15 protein-coding genes are annotated in these 16,300 nt (G+C 52.9%); 6 read left to right on the forward strand and 9 right to left on the reverse strand.

The window, feature by feature from the left end; genetic code table 11:
- Positions 1–35 precede the first annotated feature (35 nt).
- Together BMY09_RS05180 and BMY09_RS05185 are read left to right on the forward strand one after the other, a co-directional pair.
- Complete coding sequence (locus BMY09_RS05180) at positions 36–692, forward strand: fumarylacetoacetate hydrolase family protein (protein ID WP_091354879.1); 657 nt, start codon at positions 36–38, stop codon at positions 690–692.
- Between the two features lie 19 nt (positions 693–711).
- Positions 712–1,125 (forward strand): CopD family protein, encoded by a 414-nt coding sequence (locus tag BMY09_RS05185; protein WP_091354881.1) that lies wholly within the window; start codon positions 712–714, stop codon positions 1,123–1,125.
- A 40-nt stretch (positions 1,126–1,165) separates the two neighbouring features.
- Here BMY09_RS05185 and BMY09_RS05190 read toward each other — a convergent pair whose 3' ends face one another.
- From BMY09_RS05190 to BMY09_RS05225, 8 genes are all read right to left on the reverse strand, one after another.
- Complete coding sequence (locus tag BMY09_RS05190; RefSeq protein ID WP_245756505.1) at positions 1,166–1,855, reverse strand: ubiquinone biosynthesis accessory factor UbiJ; 690 nt, start codon at positions 1,853–1,855, stop codon at positions 1,166–1,168.
- Positions 1,795–2,556 (reverse strand): bifunctional demethylmenaquinone methyltransferase/2-methoxy-6-polyprenyl-1,4-benzoquinol methylase UbiE, encoded by a 762-nt coding sequence (gene ubiE / locus BMY09_RS05195; protein WP_091354885.1) that lies wholly within the window; start codon positions 2,554–2,556, stop codon positions 1,795–1,797. Before ubiE ends, BMY09_RS05190 begins: the two co-directional genes overlap by 61 nt.
- 131 nt (positions 2,557–2,687) lie before the next feature.
- Positions 2,688–3,065, reverse strand: a complete 378-nt coding sequence (locus tag BMY09_RS05200; RefSeq protein WP_091354888.1) for a gamma-butyrobetaine hydroxylase family protein — start codon at positions 3,063–3,065, stop codon at positions 2,688–2,690.
- Between the two features lie 72 nt (positions 3,066–3,137).
- Positions 3,138–4,472 (reverse strand): ATP-dependent protease ATPase subunit HslU, encoded by a 1,335-nt coding sequence (hslU, locus tag BMY09_RS05205; RefSeq protein WP_091354891.1) that lies wholly within the window; start codon positions 4,470–4,472, stop codon positions 3,138–3,140.
- 29 nt (positions 4,473–4,501) lie between these two features.
- Positions 4,502–5,035: an ATP-dependent protease subunit HslV gene (hslV, locus tag BMY09_RS05210; RefSeq protein WP_091354894.1), complete on the reverse strand. Its 534-nt coding sequence runs from the start codon at positions 5,033–5,035 to the stop codon at positions 4,502–4,504.
- A 100-nt stretch (positions 5,036–5,135) separates the two neighbouring features.
- On the reverse strand, positions 5,136–5,837 hold the full coding sequence (locus BMY09_RS05215) for an SPOR domain-containing protein (protein ID WP_091354897.1): 702 nt from the start codon (positions 5,835–5,837) through the stop codon (positions 5,136–5,138).
- Positions 5,838–5,850: 13 nt separating this feature from the next.
- Positions 5,851–7,536 (reverse strand): arginine--tRNA ligase, encoded by a 1,686-nt coding sequence (gene argS / locus BMY09_RS05220; RefSeq protein ID WP_091354900.1) that lies wholly within the window; start codon positions 7,534–7,536, stop codon positions 5,851–5,853.
- A 174-nt stretch (positions 7,537–7,710) separates the two neighbouring features.
- Positions 7,711–9,912, reverse strand: coding sequence for a primosomal protein N' (locus BMY09_RS05225; protein WP_091354903.1), 2,202 nt, complete (start codon positions 9,910–9,912; stop codon positions 7,711–7,713).
- A gap of 209 nt (positions 9,913–10,121) precedes the next feature.
- Here BMY09_RS05225 and rpmE point away from each other — a divergent pair, with 209 nt between their 5' ends.
- Positions 10,122–10,337 carry a 50S ribosomal protein L31 gene (gene rpmE / locus BMY09_RS05230; RefSeq protein ID WP_091354906.1) on the forward strand — a complete coding sequence of 72 codons (216 nt, stop codon included), beginning with the start codon at positions 10,122–10,124 and terminating at the stop codon, positions 10,335–10,337.
- A gap of 278 nt (positions 10,338–10,615) precedes the next feature.
- Positions 10,616–11,887, forward strand: a complete 1,272-nt coding sequence (locus BMY09_RS05235; RefSeq protein ID WP_091354910.1) for a malic enzyme-like NAD(P)-binding protein — start codon at positions 10,616–10,618, stop codon at positions 11,885–11,887.
- Between the two features lie 123 nt (positions 11,888–12,010).
- Here the strand turns inward: BMY09_RS05235 and BMY09_RS05240 are convergent, their stop codons facing one another.
- Positions 12,011–14,530, reverse strand: a complete 2,520-nt coding sequence (locus tag BMY09_RS05240) for a penicillin-binding protein 1A (RefSeq protein ID WP_091354912.1) — start codon at positions 14,528–14,530, stop codon at positions 12,011–12,013.
- A gap of 153 nt (positions 14,531–14,683) precedes the next feature.
- Here BMY09_RS05240 and pilM point away from each other — a divergent pair, with 153 nt between their 5' ends.
- On the forward strand, positions 14,684–15,745 hold the full coding sequence (pilM, locus tag BMY09_RS05245) for a type IV pilus assembly protein PilM (protein WP_091354915.1): 1,062 nt from the start codon (positions 14,684–14,686) through the stop codon (positions 15,743–15,745).
- Between the two features lie 5 nt (positions 15,746–15,750).
- Entirely contained in the window at positions 15,751–16,299 is a 549-nt protein-coding gene (locus BMY09_RS05250; RefSeq protein WP_091354917.1) for a PilN domain-containing protein, read from the forward strand.
- The last annotated feature ends 1 nt before the right edge of the window (position 16,300 follow it).

Here is a 16,300-nt window from a genome sequence, read left to right on the forward strand (position 1 = left end):
TAGTTGCGGGCGCTCAATCGGTAGGGAGCATGATTATGCAGTATAAACATCAGTATGTAGACGGAACTGACGCTAACCTTCCTGTGGGGAAGGTGGTCTGTGTGGGGAGAAATTATGCCGACCATGCGGCGGAGCTGAATAACCCGGTTCCGACAACGCCGATGCTGTTTATAAAACCTTCAACCGCTATTGTGCCGCTGTCCAGTCCGTTTGAGGTGCCGGTGGATTTTGGCTCGGTCCATTTTGAAACGGAGATGGCTATTCTGATTGGCCAGCCGCTGAAAAATGCGACTCATGCCGAGGTTGACGAGGCGATTGTCGGCGTGGGGATAGCGCTTGATCTGACCCTGCGGGATCTGCAGGGCAAGTTAAAACAGCAGGGACATCCCTGGGAAAAAGCCAAAGGCTTTGATGGTTCCTGTCCGTTATCTGCATTTCTTGAGCCGGTGGCGGATCTGCAGGATCAGCAGATCCGCCTGACGGTCAATGGCCAGGTGCGTCAGAACGGCAATAGCAGCCATATGTTGAATAAAGTGCATCCACTGATCGCGTACATGAGCCACTACTTCACCCTGTTGCCAGGCGATGTGGTGCTGACCGGTACTCCGGCTGGGGTTGGTGCGGTTAATCCCGGTGATAAGTTGTTGCTGGAATTAGGCAGTCAGCTGCGGGTAGAAACTCAGGCTATCTGAGCACAGGGGACGCGACACGATGCTATGGGTAAAGGTGTTTCATATACTGGCAATGACCAGCTGGATGGCGGGTATTTTCTATCTGCCGCGTATTTTTGTGCACTATGTCGAGGGGCGTGCAGCGGGACAGGATGTTGCACGGCTGGAGATTATGGCTGGTAAGCTGTTTGTCTTTATGTCGATTATGGCGCTGTTTACCCTGGGGTTTGGCTTATGGCTCTGGTTGGGCTTCGGGATTTCCGGGGGCTGGTTGCACGCCAAGCTGCTGTTTGTGGCGCTGTTGCTTGGTTATCACTTCTGGTGTTTCAGCTATCTGAAAAAACTGCGGGCCGGAACGCTGGATAACAGTGGACGATATTTCCGTCTGTTCAATGAGTTGCCGCTGCTGATCTTTATACCGATTCTGATCTTTGTGGTGGTGAAGCCTTTTTAACAGGCCAGGCTATTAACAGGCAGGTTATTAACAAGAAAGGTTAAGCGCGTTCGATTTTGCCGCGTAGCCGTTCAAGACGGGCCGCAGCCCGTTCGGTTTCCTGACGCAGACTGTCCACTTCAGAGTAGAAACGTTTCAACTGGGGCTGGCTCGGCAGCAACTGCAACTCCTCTTTAATATACTCTTGCATATTTAGCATCAGGCTGTGACCCGCCTGCCGATAAAACTGCGATTTCCACTTCACTAACCGGGCCAGTTCGTGGGCGGGCAGATCACCTATGATCTGTGCCAGAATCCCCTCCCAGTCAAGCGCTGCATCAATCATCACCTGACTGAACCGGGTGGCCAGGGCGCTATCACCGGAAACCTGAATGGTTTTGCCAAACATCACTTCGCTGTTGTCTGCGGCGCTCAGTAGCTGGAAAAAGTCTGCCGCTGAGCCGCTCAGTGTGACATCGGCATCATCGCGTTCAATCTGGTCTATCTGCAGGCCGGCGGCGCTGGGCTGCAGTGACAGGGAGAGCCTGGGGGCACTGAGCTGAATGGCGATAACTTTGCCATCCAACAGGCTGAGTCGATCAACGGTTGCCGGACTGCTCAGCAGTAACCGGTTAATCGTGCCTTCCGCGAGGGTTAGCAGGGTTGCGCTGATCGATTCGATAGTCATGGTCAGGGCTTGATGCCGGTATGCAGGGCGACGACGCCACCAGTCATATTCTGATATTTGCACTGGGTCAGACCCGCTTCCTCCATCATCCCTTTCAGGGTTTCCTGATCAGGGTGCATACGGATCGATTCTGCCAGATAGCGGTAGCTGTCCTCATCACCCGCAATCAGCTTGCCGATTTTCGGCAGCAAATTGAAAGAGTACAGATCATAGGCCTTGGTCAGCAGAGGGTTTTCGGTTTTGGAAAACTCCAGCACCATCACTTTGCCGCCGGGTTTCAGCACCCGTGCCATCGAGGCGAGGGCTTTCTCTTTAAAGGTCACGTTGCGCAGGCCAAATGCGATGGTGATGCAGTCAAAGGTGTTGTCTGGGAAGGGCAGCGCTTCGGCATTGGCCTGAACAAACTCGACATTGCCGGTAATACCCCGGTCCATCAGCCTGTCGCGGCCAACTTTAAGCATGGAATCGTTGATATCCGCGAGAACCACTTTGCCTTCAGAGCCCACCAGACGGGAGAAACGCATCGTCAGGTCGCCGGTGCCGCCGGCAATATCCAGCACTTTATGGCCACGACGGACACCGCTCTGTTCGATGGTCAGCCGTTTCCAGATGCGATGGATACCGCCGGACATCAGGTCGTTCATGATGTCATATTTGCTGGCAACCGAGTGAAAAACGTCAGCTACTTTCGCCTGTTTTTCATCGACTTTGACCTGTTCGAAGCCGAAATGGGTCTTGTCCTGAGATTGTTTCTGGTCAGTCATAGAAAACCTGTAATCTGCATAGTTCGCGTTGCAGCATTCTACCTTTGCCACAGGCAATTGTCTTTACTCTTCCATCATCAACTGATCTGGATAAATAAAAACCGGGTTCAGTCATCGGGAGGCCGTGCTGCCTAGCCCCGGGCGATCATGTTGCCGTGGCGTGTGGCTCCGGCCTCTTGCAGAGCTTCGAGATAGCGGTTCCAGTAGGTATCATGATGCTGACACAGGTCGTAGAGGTATTCCCAGGTGTACAGGCCGCTGTCGTGGCCATCATCAAAGATAATCTTGAGTGCATAGTTGCCGGCGGGTTCCAGCCCTTTGATTCCCACCAGTTGTTTACCCGTCTGCAGCACGCCGTTGCCGATACCGTGACCGCGTACCTCGGCTGAAGGCGAGTGAACCCGCAGGTATTCGGCGGTCAGTTCAAAGTGCTGCTGGTCGCTGTATTCCAGTTCAAGGGTTCTGGATTTTGCATGCAGTTTGATATCTTTCGGTAGTGGTGCTGCCATGACAGACTCCGGTGGCGGAGCTTTATAGCTCCGCCTGACAGGGGTTAACGGGTTGGCCCTATTGTGTCAGGCCTACAGAATATAGTGGCTCAGGTCTTCATCCTGGCTCAGCTCTGCCAGATACTTATCCACATATGCACGATCGACATTGATGGTCTGGCCTGAGTTGTCGGCGGCGGTAAAGGAGACCTCTTCCAACAGCCGTTCCATCATTGTATGCAGGCGACGGGCACCGATGTTTTCGGTTTTCTCGTTGACCTGATACGCCAGCTCAGCGATCCGGTCGATACCATCCTGAGTATACTCAACGGTGACGCCCTCCGTCGCCAGCAGGGCGCGGTATTGTTCCGTCAGTGAGGCATTCGGTTCGGTCAGAATGCGACGGAAATCATCCGGTGTCAGAGCCTTCAGCTCAACCCGGATCGGCAGACGCCCCTGCAGTTCGGGAATCAGATCGGATGGTTTGGACAGATGAAACGCGCCGGAGGCGATAAACAGAATGTGGTCCGTTTTGATCATGCCGTATTTGGTGCTCACGGTACTGCCTTCGATCAGTGGCAGCAGATCGCGCTGAACCCCTTCGCGGGACACATCAGCCCCGGTGCCTTCGCGTTTGCATACTTTGTCGATCTCGTCGAGGAAAACGATGCCGTTCTGCTCCACTGCGTCGATGGCCAGCTGTTTCAGCTCATCATCATTGACCATTTTGGCCGCTTCTTCGTCGATCACCTGTTTCAGCGCATCTTTAACCTTCATCCGCTTACTTTTGGTTTTGTTGTTGCCCAGGTTGGAGAACATGCTCTGCAACTGGCTGGTCATCTCCTCCATTCCCGGAGGCGCCATGATCTCAACCCCGACCGGCGTCTGGCTCAGATCGATATCGATCTCTTTATCATCCAGCTTGCCTTCACGCAGTTGCTTGCGCAGCAGTTGTCGGGTCGCGCTGTCCTGTTTCGGTTCTGCCGGTTGCTCATCAAAGCTGGTGGGGCGGGCAGGCGGCAACAGAGCATCAAGAATGCGATCTTCAGCGGAATCTTCGGCGCGGAATTTAACTTTATCCATCGCCTGTTCGCGCAACATTTTGATCGCCATATCCATCAGATCGCGAATAATGGTTTCGACATCGCGGCCGACATAGCCTACTTCGGTAAATTTGGTGGCTTCAACCTTGATAAAGGGGGCGTTAGCCAGTTTCGCCAGGCGGCGGGCGATTTCGGTTTTACCGACCCCGGTGGGGCCGATCATCAGAATATTTTTCGGTGAAACTTCGGCGCGCAGTTCAGGCTCCAGCTGCATCCGGCGCCAGCGGTTCCGCAGCGCGATGGCGACTGAGCGTTTGGCGTCGGCCTGACCGACGATGTGTCGGTCAAGTTCAGAAACTATTTCGCGGGGTGTCATATTGGACATCAGTAATTCTCTCTGGCTGTTCTTCAGGCTCAGGCTGCGGTGGACTGCAGCTGTTCTATGGTGAGGTTTGCGTTGGTAAAGACACAGATATCGGCAGCGATCTGCAGACTCTTTTCAACAATATCCCGGGCGGACAGGTCACTGTTAGCGACCAGTGCGCGGGCTGCAGCCAGGGCGTAGTTGCCACCGGAGCCGATGGCGATCACGCCGTCTTCCGGCTCAATAATGTCGCCGCTGCCGGAGATAAGGTAGGTTTTATCTTTATTGGCAACCAGCATCAGAGCTTCCAGTTTTCGCAGCACCCGGTCACCACGCCACTCCCGAGCCAGGCTGACCACGGCATTAAAAATATTGCCCTGATGTTTCTCCAGTTGCTGCTCAAACAGGTCCAGCAGGGTGATGGCGTCTGCAGTGCTGCCAGCGAAGCCGGTGATAACATCGTGCTTTGGCAGGCGACGGACTTTGCGGGCGGTACCTTTCATTACGGTGTTGCCAAGCGAAACCTGGCCGTCACCGCCGACAACGACCTGGTCGTTGCGGCGTACTGAAACAATTGTGGTCATGGGTGCGTTTTCCCGAATAGATATACTCAGTTTTCAATGAGTATAGATATGGGAGCGCAGGACGTTATTTCAAGGTTATGAATATCCGATGACCGATCGATTAGTCGATTTGTCGGACTAATGGCTGAATACTCATCCTGACCAGGCGGTCTTCTGCTTTATTCAGCAGCGAGCGGTTTTCGAACGGGCCGGACAGTACCTGATACCAGATGCTGCCGTTGCTATTGGTTACCCGGTGCGTTTTGACATTGGGCAGCCCTTCAAGAATAAGACGTGCCCGCAGTTGTTCTGCATCACTCTGATTTTTGAAAGAGCCAGCCTGAATCACATAGGTGTGTGCCGATTTTGCGTCTTTCGGAGTCGATTTGTAGGGCTCAACATTGGCGGTATCGACTTCGCTTTCTGGCAGAATCTGATAGAAGTCAAACCGTTCAGATTGCTCCTCAACCGGTATCGCCGGTTTGGCGGCGGCTTTGCTTTCCGGTTGTGTTGTTTTGGGGTCTGCGGGTTTTGCTTTTGGTGCGGCTTTAGCCACCGGTTTGCTAACCTTGTCAGCCGCTTTGGCTACTGGCTTTGTCGTGGCTGGCTGTGAGGTGTTGCCGGTAGCGCTGTTATCGGGCTTCACGGTTGTCAGTTGCCAGAGCGCGAAGCCAAAGCCGGCCAGCACAACCAGACTGATAACAGAGCGTACCAGTGGAAAGGGCTTTTTGACCGGCGCGCTTTTGGTTTTTGCATGACTTCGCGTTGCCCGGCTGGCGGCCGTTCCACTGTTGCGTTTCTTTGCGTAATCTTTGCGCGCCATCAGTTTCGCCTTCTTACATAAGGTCCGGAGCGTTGACACCCAGCAGGTCCAGGCCGTTTGCCAGCACCTGTCTGACGGCAACCGCCAGGGTTAACCGGGCGTTGCGCAGGTCAGTATCGTCGACCAGGGTTTTTTCTGAGTTGTAATAGGTGTGGAAATCGCTGGCCAGCTCATAGAGGTAGGTGGCGATCAGATGAGGCTCGCGGACATCAGCGGCGCGTTTCACCACTTCCGGGTAACGTCCCAGCTTAATCGTCAGGTGTTTCTCCGATTCAAGGGTTAGCCGGTCAAGGGCGTTCTGACCGGTTTGCTCATCCCACTGCTGGTTGTTTTCAGCCAGTTTGCGGAAGATTGAGCAGACCCGTGCATGGGCATACTGAATGTAGTAGACCGGATTATCTGCAGACTCTGAGCGCGCCAGATCGATATCAAAATTCAGATGACTGTCTGATTTACGGGCTGCCAGGAAGTAGCGGGTGGCATCACGGCCTACCTCGTCGATCAGGTCTCGCAGGGTCAGATAACTGCCCGCGCGCTTGGAAATTTTGACCTCTTCACCACCGCGCATCACGGTGGCCATCTGGTGCAGTACATAATCTGGCCAGCCCTTAGGGATCCCTGCATTGAGTGCCTGCAGACCCGCGCGAACACGGGTGATGGTGCTGTGGTGATCAGCGCCCTGTTCGTTAATGACTGTGTCAAAGCCACGCTGCCACTTATTCATATGGTAGGCAACATCAGGTACAAAGTAGGTATAACCGCCATCGGTTTTGCGCATCACCCGATCTTTATCATCACCAAAGTCGGTGGTGCGCAGCCACAGCGCGCCACCATCCTCGTAGGTGTAGCCATTGTTAATCAGGGTTTGTACAGTTTCCTCAACCTTACCTTCGCTATAGAGAGAGGACTCAAGGAAATAGACATCGAAGTCGACGCCGAACGCTTTCAGGTCCAGGTCCTGTTCATGGCGCAGATAGGCTACTGCAAAATGGCGAATCGCTTCCAGATCATCGGCATTCTGAGTGCCGGTAAAACTCTGATCTTCAGAGCTGACCGTATCACCGCGCATAAAGCTTTCCGCCAGCTCAGTAATATAAGCACCGCGGTAGCCATCCTCGGGCCAGCCTGGGTCTTCAGGGGTTAGTCCTTTGCAGCGTGCCTGAACAGAGAGCGCCAGATTGTTGATCTGGGCACCGGCATCGTTGTAATAAAATTCGCGGGTGACTTCCCAGCCGGTTGCTTCCATCAGGCGGCTGAGGCAATCGCCAACTGCCGCGCCACGGCCATGACCGATATGCAGAGGACCCGTTGGATTGGCGGAGACAAACTCAATCTGCACCTTTTTGCCGGCGCCATCATTGTTGCGGCCGTAATCACTTTTCTGCTGCAGGATGGTTTTGATCAGGTTGCCGGTTGAGGCATCGCTGACAAAGAAGTTGATAAAACCGGGGCCGGCGATCTCGGTTTTTTCGACATTATCAGAACCGGGCAGAGCTGCGCAGATCTTTTGAGACAGCTCCCTGGGGTTGCATTTGGCCGCCTTGGCAAGGGTCAGAGCGATGTTGGAAGCAAAGTCTCCATGAGACTTGTCGCGGGTGTTCTCTACCATGATGTTGGGCTGAGTGTCTGCAGGCAAGGTGCCATTTTCAATCAGCGTGGTCAGGGCAGTATTAATCAGATCCGCAATGTGTTGTTTCATGCTCAAAAGATACCGGGTTGAATTCAGGGGCCAGATTCAGCGACGCAGGTTTTTCGCCTTATGAAGAGTAAGGAGAGTATCAAAACTAAGGCGGTTGCGCGTTGTCTGTAAAAAAGACCGCGTATTATCCCTTTTCGACCGCCCTTTGTTAACCCCTGATGGGGTTATTTGTGGCTAAAACATATCCACCGGATCGACATCCACGGACCAGCGGACTTTGCGGGCATCCGGGTCACCTTCTGCTTCTCTGATTATGTTGTGTAGCTGTTGGTGCAGGTTTTTGCGATCGCGGCACTGTAACACCAACTGGGCGCGAAACAGTCCGGCGCGCTTTTCCATTGGCGAAGGCAAAGGGCCCAGCCACTGAACCCCCTGGGGTTGGAGAATGTCCGATTCCAGTCGATTTCTGAGTGTGCCGAGGAAGCGTTCAGCCGCTCCCGGATGGCTGGCTTCAGCCCGGAGCATGGCGCAATGTATTGAGGGTGGCAGGTGGGCTGCGATACGCTGCCCGAGCTCCTGTTCGGCAAACGCCTGGTAGCCTTCGGTGACCAGGCTGGTAATGGTCGGATGGTCTGCATGGTGGGTCTGCATCACTACTTTCCCCGGATGATCGGCTCTGCCTGCTCTCCCCGCAACCTGTAGTATCAGCTGAGCGGTGCGCTCCATCCCCCTGAAATCGGCGCTGAACAGGCCGCTATCGGCATTCAGAATGGCCACCAGGGTTACTTTAGGAAAGTGATGCCCCTTTGCCAGCATCTGGGTGCCGATCAGAATGCAGGGCAGGCCCTGATGTACCCGGTCCATAATCTGCTGCATGGCGTTTTTGCGTTGTGTCGTGTCACGGTCAACCCGGATCACAGGGATACTGGGGAAGAGTTTTTGCAGTGCTTCCTCGGTGCGCTCAGTGCCAGCGCCGACGGGTTTCAGTTCGGTGCTGCCACAGCTGTCGCATTTGATCGGCACGGGACGCTGGCTATCGCAGTGGTGGCAGTGCAGATGGAACGGTTTTCTGTGCAGGGTCATATGCGCATCACAGCGCTTGCAGTCCGCCAGCCAGCCGCAGTCGTGGCACATCAGGGTGGGCGCGAAACCGCGACGGTTAAGGAAGATCAGCACCTGAGTGCCCTGCTGCAGGTGGTGTTTGATCTGCGCAACCAGCGGTGCCGATAACCCATCCTGCAGCGGCTGCTGACGGATATCCAGCAGTTCAAACTCAGGTGCGCGTGCGTTACCGGCGCGCTGATTCAGCTTTAGCCAGTGATAGCGCCCCTGTTGCGCGTTATAAAGGCTCTCTATCGCGGGAGTCGCTGTACCCAGTACAACCGGAATCTGTTCAAAATTAGCGCGCATAACAGCCAGATCCCGGGCGTTATAGCGAAACCCGTCCTGTTGTTTGAACGAGGTGTCGTGCTCTTCGTCGATAAAGATCACCCCGGGATTTTTAAGGGGGGTGAAGATGGCCGAGCGGGTGCCAATAATAATGCGGGCCGTGCCTTCGCGGGCCTGAAGCCAGGTATCGAGTCGCTGTCGATCAGTCAGGTTTGAGTGCAATACCACCACCGGCAGATTAAAGCGAGCTTTGAAGCGGGCTACGGTCTGCGGTGTCAGGCCTATCTCGGGTACCAGAATTAGCGCCTGTTTGCCCTGGCGGATAAAATGTTCTATCGCCTGCAGGTAAACTTCTGTTTTGCCTGAACCTGTCACCCCCTGTAACAGAAAGGATTTAAAGCCTGGGGTCGCGGTGATGGCGTTAACCGCCAGCTGTTGTTCTGTGTTTAGTGTTAGTGGTGCTTCATGAAGTGGCTGATCGTTATGCTGATGATGGTCTGTGTTGTGAATAAAAGACTCGGCCAGGCCTTTGTCGGCCAGTTTTTTCAGTAGTGGGGTTTGCCCGCCTTCAGCCCGTATGGCATCTTCGCTGATGCCGTTGGGATGCTCCAGTAGCAGGAGTAACAGCTCCCGTTGTCGTGCCGCAGTTTTACCCAGTTGGGCGATATCTGCGTCTGGTGTTGATCGCCACAGATGCTGGTGGGCATATTCACAGGGGTCTCCTTTGCGTAGCAGCACCGGCAGAGCCTGGCTCAGGGCATCGCCCAGCGGGTGTTGATAGTAGTTAGCCGCCCAGCGTGCCAGTTTCAGTATCGATTCTGGCATCGGCGGGGTTGTATCGAGCACGGCAATCGCGGGCTTGAGCTTATCCGGGGGAACTTCGCTGTGTTGCGTCACATTGATCAGAATCCCGGTGACTTCCCGCCGTCCGAACGGCACTTTGACCCGCACACCGGGGCTGAGCTGCTCAGGTGAGCATTCTCTTGGTGGCCGATAATCAAATAGTCGGCGCAGAGGGGAAGGGATGGCTAACTGCAGATAAGACATTAAAGGGACGATCCACATCAGGAACAGATGCGACAGTGTATGTCTTTTTGTTTTCGCTGTTAACCTGTGGTTGTTTTAGTCCTGGAAATGCTTGCTGGGGGTGAAAACTGTGCGTATAATGCCCGGCCTTAATCCTATAGGCTTAACTGCCTGCATGCGGTGCCCGGCAAGAGATCGGGTGGCGGCATACAAAACAACTGAGGTTTCAGATGAAAAAAGATATCCATCCAGAATACTCCGAGATCAGCGCAAGCTGTTCTTGTGGCAACGTTGTTAAGACACGTTCAACTGTTTGTAAAGACATCCACATCGATGTTTGCAGCCAGTGCCACCCGTTCTATACCGGCAAGCAGAAAGATGCGACTACCGGTGGTCGTGTTGATCGCTTCAACAAGCGTTTCGGCGGACGTGGTCTTAAGAAGTAAACGATTCCGTATTGTGAAAAAAGGCACCCTTTGGGGTGCCTTTTTTGTTTCTGGTCAATTCAGACTGATTTATATAAAACTTTAGCATAACTGGTTAGATCCTCTGATTTTGCAGAACAATTCTTTTGTAAATTCTGCTTACTCCCTCAAAAGTAGTAGAAAATACACTAAATATCGTGAAAATTTCAGAGATATGGGCTGTTTTTGCGGTTGAGCGCGAAGGATCTTTTCTATATGATTCCAGCTCCGAATTTTTATAACTAATTGGAACCGCGACCATGTCTGAAGATATGAAACAAGCTGCACTCGATTATCACGAGTTTCCTCGCCCGGGTAAGATCAGTGTTGAGCTGACTACTTCTGCTGAGTCTGCCCGCGATCTGGCGCTGGCTTACAGCCCGGGTGTTGCTGAGCCTGTACGTGCTATTGCAGAAAATCCTGATAACGCTTATCGCTATACTGCCAAAGGTAATCTGGTAGCTGTTATCACTAACGGTACTGCGATTCTGGGTCTTGGTGATCTGGGGCCTTTGGCGTCCAAGCCTGTTATGGAAGGTAAGTCGCTGCTGTTTAAGCGGTTCGCCGGAATCGATTCTGTTGATATCGAAGTTGACTCTGAAAGCCCTCAGGCTCTGATCGACACCATTGCCCGTATCGCAGATACCTTTGGTGGTATCAACCTGGAAGATATCAAGGCGCCGGAGTGTTTCGAAGTAGAGCGCGCTCTGATTGAACGTTGCAATATCCCGGTATTCCATGATGATCAGCACGGCACCGCGATCGTAACGGCTGCGGGTATGATCAACGCTCTGGAGATCGCCGGTAAGACACTTGAAGATGCACAGATTGTTTGTCTTGGTGCAGGTGCTGCGGCGCATGCTTGCATGAAGCTGTTGGTGAATATGGGTGCCAAGGTCGAGAATATCTTTATGATTGACCGTACCGGTGTTATCCACTCTGGTCGTGAAAACCTGACCCCGGAGAAAGCGGCATTCGCTTCAGAGACCGATAAGCGCACGCTGGATGATGCAATCGATGGCGCTGATGTGTTTGTTGGTCTGTCTGGTCCCAACCTGCTGAGTGCTGAGCAATTGGCGAAGATGGCGCCAACACCGGTTGTCTTTGCCTGTGCTAACCCTGATCCGGAAATCAAGCCTGAGCTGGCTCACTCTGTTCGTGATGATGTCATCATGGCGACCGGTCGTTCAGATTACCCTAACCAGGTCAATAACGTACTGGGTTTCCCTTTCATCTTCCGTGGCGCACTGGATGTCCGCGCTTCTGCTATCAATGAAGAGATGAAAGCTGCCGCTGTAAGAGCTCTGGCGGATCTGGCTAAAGAACCCGTTCCTCAGGACGTTCTGGATGCATACGAGCTGGGTTCTCTGGAGTTCGGTCCTCAGTATATTATTCCTAAGCCAACTGACTCTCGCCTGCTGGGTGTTGTGTCTCAGGCGGTCGCTCAGGCGGCTATCGATTCAGGTGTGGCCCGTTTGCCTCTGCCTGCTCATTACCCGCTGACAACCGTTGCGGCTTTGCTGAACCGGTAAGTTGATACGGTAATTAAAAAAACCCGGCATGCCGGGTTTTTTTGTGCCTGAAGACTGGTTTTTGGTTCGGATAAAGGAAGAGCTGTTGCCCTGGCTGAGCAGGGCGGCTGCGGCTCTCTTGATTTAGAATATTTCTTCTGTTCGGGTTGTTCCCGTGGCATTTGTGAGTGCTGGATTGTGGGCAATCTCTTTCGGTACGCTGGCCTCGGGGAATATTTCGAAAATGGCATCTTCCTGGCCGGGGTATGCCAACAGGCCTGTTTTGGGGTCGATTCTGATGCTGACCAGCCCCTCAGGCTGAGCGATGGGCTGATCCGGGCTGTTGGCCAGGGCAGTTTCCATGAACTCGATCCAGACTGGCAATGCTGCGGTTCCGCCGAACTCGCTGCGTCCGAGGGTTGATGGCTGGTCAAAGCCGACCCAGGCGGTCGCCACCACATCTTTGTTAAAGCCTGAAAACCATGCATCTTTCTGATCGTTGGTGGTTCCGGTTTTACCCGCCAGGTCTGAGCGTTGCAGTACCCGGGCGCGGCGTCCGGTACCCCGGGCGATAACATCCTGCATAATGCTGTAGATCATGTAAGCGGTCTGCGGCTGCATGATCCGGTTTGCCAGCGGAAGGCTGGTAACCTGTTGTCCGGTTGGCTGGCTGGTGGGAAGCTCTTCCTGGTTGATCGGAGGGGTGCTGTCTGGGGTTGATGTCGGGGTGATGATGGCGTTGCCTGTGGTGGCTGCTTGCTGCTCTATACGTTTTAATACCGCTGGCGGAGCGGAAGGGTTGGCGATGTAGGTGCATTCCGGGCAGACGGTTGCTGGCTGTGCCTGATAGAGAATATTACCTTCTGAATCTTCAACTCTGTCGATAAAGTAGGGACTGACTTTAAAGCCCTGGTTGGCCAGACCGGCATAGCCTGTCACCAGTTCGAGTGGGGTTATGTCTGCACTTCCCAGTGATAGGGAAAGATTGTTCGGCAGCCGGTCTTTATCAAAGCCAAAGCGGCTGAGAAATTCAGTCGCGGTATCGATGCCGATTGAACGCAGGATGCGAATAGATACCAGGTTTCTGGATTTGTAGAGAGCTTCGCGCAAACGGGTCGGGCCGTAGAACTTTTTGCTGTAGTTTTCTGGTCTCCAGTTTGATTCCAGGTTGCTGTCATGGAACACCACGGGAGCATCATTGATAAGAGTCGCAGGTGTGTAGCCCTGCTCCAGCGCTGAGGCATAAATGAAAGGCTTGAAGTTTGAGCCAGGCTGGCGTCTTGCCTGGATAGCCCGGTTGAATTTGTTGTGGTTGAAGTTAAAGCCGCCAACCAGTGCTCTGATGGCGCCATTCTGGGGTGACAGGGCGGTCAGCGCGCCCTCTACCCGTGGGATCTGGGTCAGACGCCAGTTGTTTTCGCTGACCAAACGTACTCTGATCATGTCTCCAGGGGAGAATATATCCGCTGCCTGTTCAGGTTTTCGTCCCCGACTGTTGGGGCCTTTATAGGGCTGCGCCCACTCCATGTTGTCCCAGCTTAGCGTGGCTGGACCATGATCTTTGATGAAGAGTTGTGCCTCTTGCTTATCTGTGCTGAGAACAATTGCCGGTTGCAGAGAACCGTAGGTACGCTGCTGTTCCAGATACGCGGTGATATTTTCTTCAGCGAGCGGGGTTACTGCTGCCGGTTTTTCCGGGCCAAAATATCCGTGTCGCTCAGTGTATGCGATCAGACCATCCTCTACGGACCGGTTTGCTGCCGCCTGCATGGTGCTGTTTAGCGTTGTGTAAACTCTGAAGCCGTTGGTATATAAACTCTCGTCAAAGTATTGATATAGCTCATTGCGAACCATTTCAGCAACATAGGGAGCGTATAGTTCAATCTGGGTGCCATGATATTCTGCACTGATGGGTTCATTTCTGGCGGTTTCATAGTCCTCGTCGTTAATAAAACTGAGGCTGTGCATCCGTTTCAGGATCCAGTTGCGGCGTTCCAGTGCACGGCTGGGATTGGTGATCGGGTTGTATGCAGACGGTGCTTTGGGGAGACCCGCAATCATGGCGACCTGAGCCAGACTGAGTTGATCGATATCTTTGCCGTAGTAGATGTTGGCGGCAGCCTGGATGCCGTAGGAGCGGTGTCCCAGGTAGATTTTGTTGATGTATAACTCAAAAATCTCCTCTTTGGTCAGCTCCTGTTCGATCCGGAGTGAGAGCAGTATCTCATTGAATTTACGAACAAAAGAGCGTTCCCGGGTGAGGAAGTAGTTTTTGGCGACCTGCATGGTGATGGTGCTGCCACCGCTCTGGATATGGCCGGTACTTGCCAGCTGAAAGACAGCGCGGAACAGGCCTTTGATGTCGATACCGATGTGTTCGAAAAAATTCCGGTCTTCGGCAGCCAGCAGGGCGTTGATGTAGTTCTGGGGGATCTGGTTAAAACTGATCGGTGTACGGCGCTTTTCGCCAAATTCAGAGATCAGTTTATCGTCCTCAGAGTAGATTCTGAGGGGGGTTTGCAGCTGAACGTCTCGCAGGGTTTCGACATCGGGAAGTTTGGGCGCATAGTAAAAATACGCCGCGGCCAATGCCAGGCAGCCAACAAAGCAGCCCAGTATGGTGAGTTTTAGGCCGATCTTGAGTAACGATGTCAATATTTTCATGTTAAGTTATTTAAAGTTAAGTTTTTTGTTGCCGAGTTATTATATCTGTAAGAAAGTGTCAGCCACTAGTGAAACAGTGGTTTAATTTTTGATGAAACCGCGCTAGAGTCAATAACGCTCGGTTTATGCGGGATTTTTTAAGGATAATTTACTGTGCTTAGCTTTCTTAGCAAACAGGAAAAAGGATGGGTCGGCATAGATATCGGCTCCTCTTCAATTAAAATGGTGGCACTTTCAAAGCGCGGGAAGGGACTTCGTCTTGACTCATACGCGATTGTGCCTTTGCCTTCATCTGCCGTTATAGAGAGCAGTATTCAGGATATCGGTCAGGTATCTGAAGCTGTTGAGAAGGGGTTGAAAATATGTGGCGGCGGGCTGACTACCTGTGTTGCTGCAGTGCCCTCCTCTGCTGTAATCGCTAAAACCATCCAACTGAGTAACGCATTCACCGAGTTTGAGCTTGAAGAACAGGTTAAGCTTGAAGCGGATCGCTTTATTCCCTATCCCCTGAATGAGATCGCCCTCGATTTTGAGGTGCTTGGTCCATCGGAAAGCAGTCCGGAACTCAATGATATTCTGCTGGTTGCCTGTCGTCGAGATGATGTGGAAATGCGTGAAGACGCGATTAACAGCAGCGGGTTGAAGTGTGAAGTTGTTGATGTCGACCGTTTTGCCACTGAGCGGGTTGTGGGGTTGCTGGATAATGCAGCGGAAACAACCGATCAGCTTATCGGGCTGGTCGATATCGGTGCATCTACTCTTACGCTCAATGTATTCAGAAACGGCAAGATCGTTTATGACCGTGAACAGGCGTTTGGTGGTAACGATCTGAGCAATATTATTCATCAACAGTCGGGACTGGAAGCGGGAGAGGTCGAACATCTCCTGCGTAGCGGCGAACTGTCTGATGAACTGAAACAGAGTGTGGTGCTGCCCTTCCGAAGCACTGTTTCGCAGCAGGTTTCACGTTCGCTGCAGTTTTTCTACTCCTCTGGTCCGCACAATGAGCTGAGTAAACTCTATATTCTTGGGGGGACCGCCGCGATTGATGGCTTGGCTGAACAGATGCAGGCCGAGGTGGGTGTGGCTGTTGAGGTTGCTAATCCATTCGTGGGTATGGATCTGGACTCGAAAATCAATGCAGGCCGGCTGAGTCAGGATGCTCCAACCCTGGTAAAAGCCTGTGGTCTGGCGTTACGAAGCTTTGAAGGGTAGCGACTATGGCAAAGATAAATTTAAGGGCCTGGCGCGAAGAACAGTCTGCTGAGAGGCAAAAACAGTTCATTGTGAATCTGGTGGCCGCTGCATTTCTTGCTGCCGTGGTGGTATTTCTGATCGGTTTTTATATCGATATGCAAACAGACCGGCAAAAAACGCGGAACAACTTTTTGCGCAGCGAGATTGCACAGCTGGACAAGCAGCTGGCTGACATTAAAGAGTTAAAGCAGCAACGTGCCCGTCTCATTGCCCGTCTGAATGCGATTCAGGAGCTTCAGGGGACCCGTCCCCTGATCGTCAGAAGTTTTGATGAGATGGTTCGGGTGCTGCCTGATGGTGTCTATTATCAGTCCCTGAGCCGTAAAGGCGATACCATTAATCTGGCTGGGCGGGCTGAGAAAAGTGACGATGTTTCGAGTCTGATGCGGCATATTTATGCCAGTATCTGGTTTGGTGAGCCGAACCTGTCTACCGTGGCGAATGATGGCAATATGAAGAAATTCAACCTGACTGTTCCGGTATTGAAACCCTCGCTGGAAGAGGTGAACTGAT

Source organism: Amphritea atlantica (assembly GCF_900111095.1).
GTDB classification, from domain to species: Bacteria; Pseudomonadota; Gammaproteobacteria; order Pseudomonadales; family Balneatricaceae; genus Amphritea; species Amphritea atlantica.

Coding starts and splice junctions, on each gene's coding strand:
- hslU (WP_091354891.1), bottom strand. CDS start 4,472: ATGTCCAATATGACACCCCGCGAAATAGTTTCTGAACTTGACCGACAC.
- rpmE (WP_091354906.1), top strand. CDS start 10,122: ATGAAAAAAGATATCCATCCAGAATACTCCGAGATCAGCGCAAGCTGT.
- BMY09_RS05215 (WP_091354897.1), bottom strand. CDS start 5,837: ATGGCGCGCAAAGATTACGCAAAGAAACGCAACAGTGGAACGGCCGCC.
- BMY09_RS05200 (WP_091354888.1), bottom strand. CDS start 3,065: ATGGCAGCACCACTACCGAAAGATATCAAACTGCATGCAAAATCCAGA.
- BMY09_RS05180 (WP_091354879.1), top strand. CDS start 36: ATGCAGTATAAACATCAGTATGTAGACGGAACTGACGCTAACCTTCCT.
- BMY09_RS05225 (WP_091354903.1), bottom strand. CDS start 9,912: ATGTCTTATCTGCAGTTAGCCATCCCTTCCCCTCTGCGCCGACTATTT.
- BMY09_RS05240 (WP_091354912.1), bottom strand. CDS start 14,530: ATGAAAATATTGACATCGTTACTCAAGATCGGCCTAAAACTCACCATA.
- BMY09_RS05185 (WP_091354881.1), top strand. CDS start 712: ATGCTATGGGTAAAGGTGTTTCATATACTGGCAATGACCAGCTGGATG.
- ubiE (WP_091354885.1), bottom strand. CDS start 2,556: ATGACTGACCAGAAACAATCTCAGGACAAGACCCATTTCGGCTTCGAA.
- BMY09_RS05250 (WP_091354917.1), top strand. CDS start 15,751: ATGGCAAAGATAAATTTAAGGGCCTGGCGCGAAGAACAGTCTGCTGAG.
- argS (WP_091354900.1), bottom strand. CDS start 7,536: ATGAAACAACACATTGCGGATCTGATTAATACTGCCCTGACCACGCTG.
- BMY09_RS05235 (WP_091354910.1), top strand. CDS start 10,616: ATGTCTGAAGATATGAAACAAGCTGCACTCGATTATCACGAGTTTCCT.
- hslV (WP_091354894.1), bottom strand. CDS start 5,035: ATGACCACAATTGTTTCAGTACGCCGCAACGACCAGGTCGTTGTCGGC.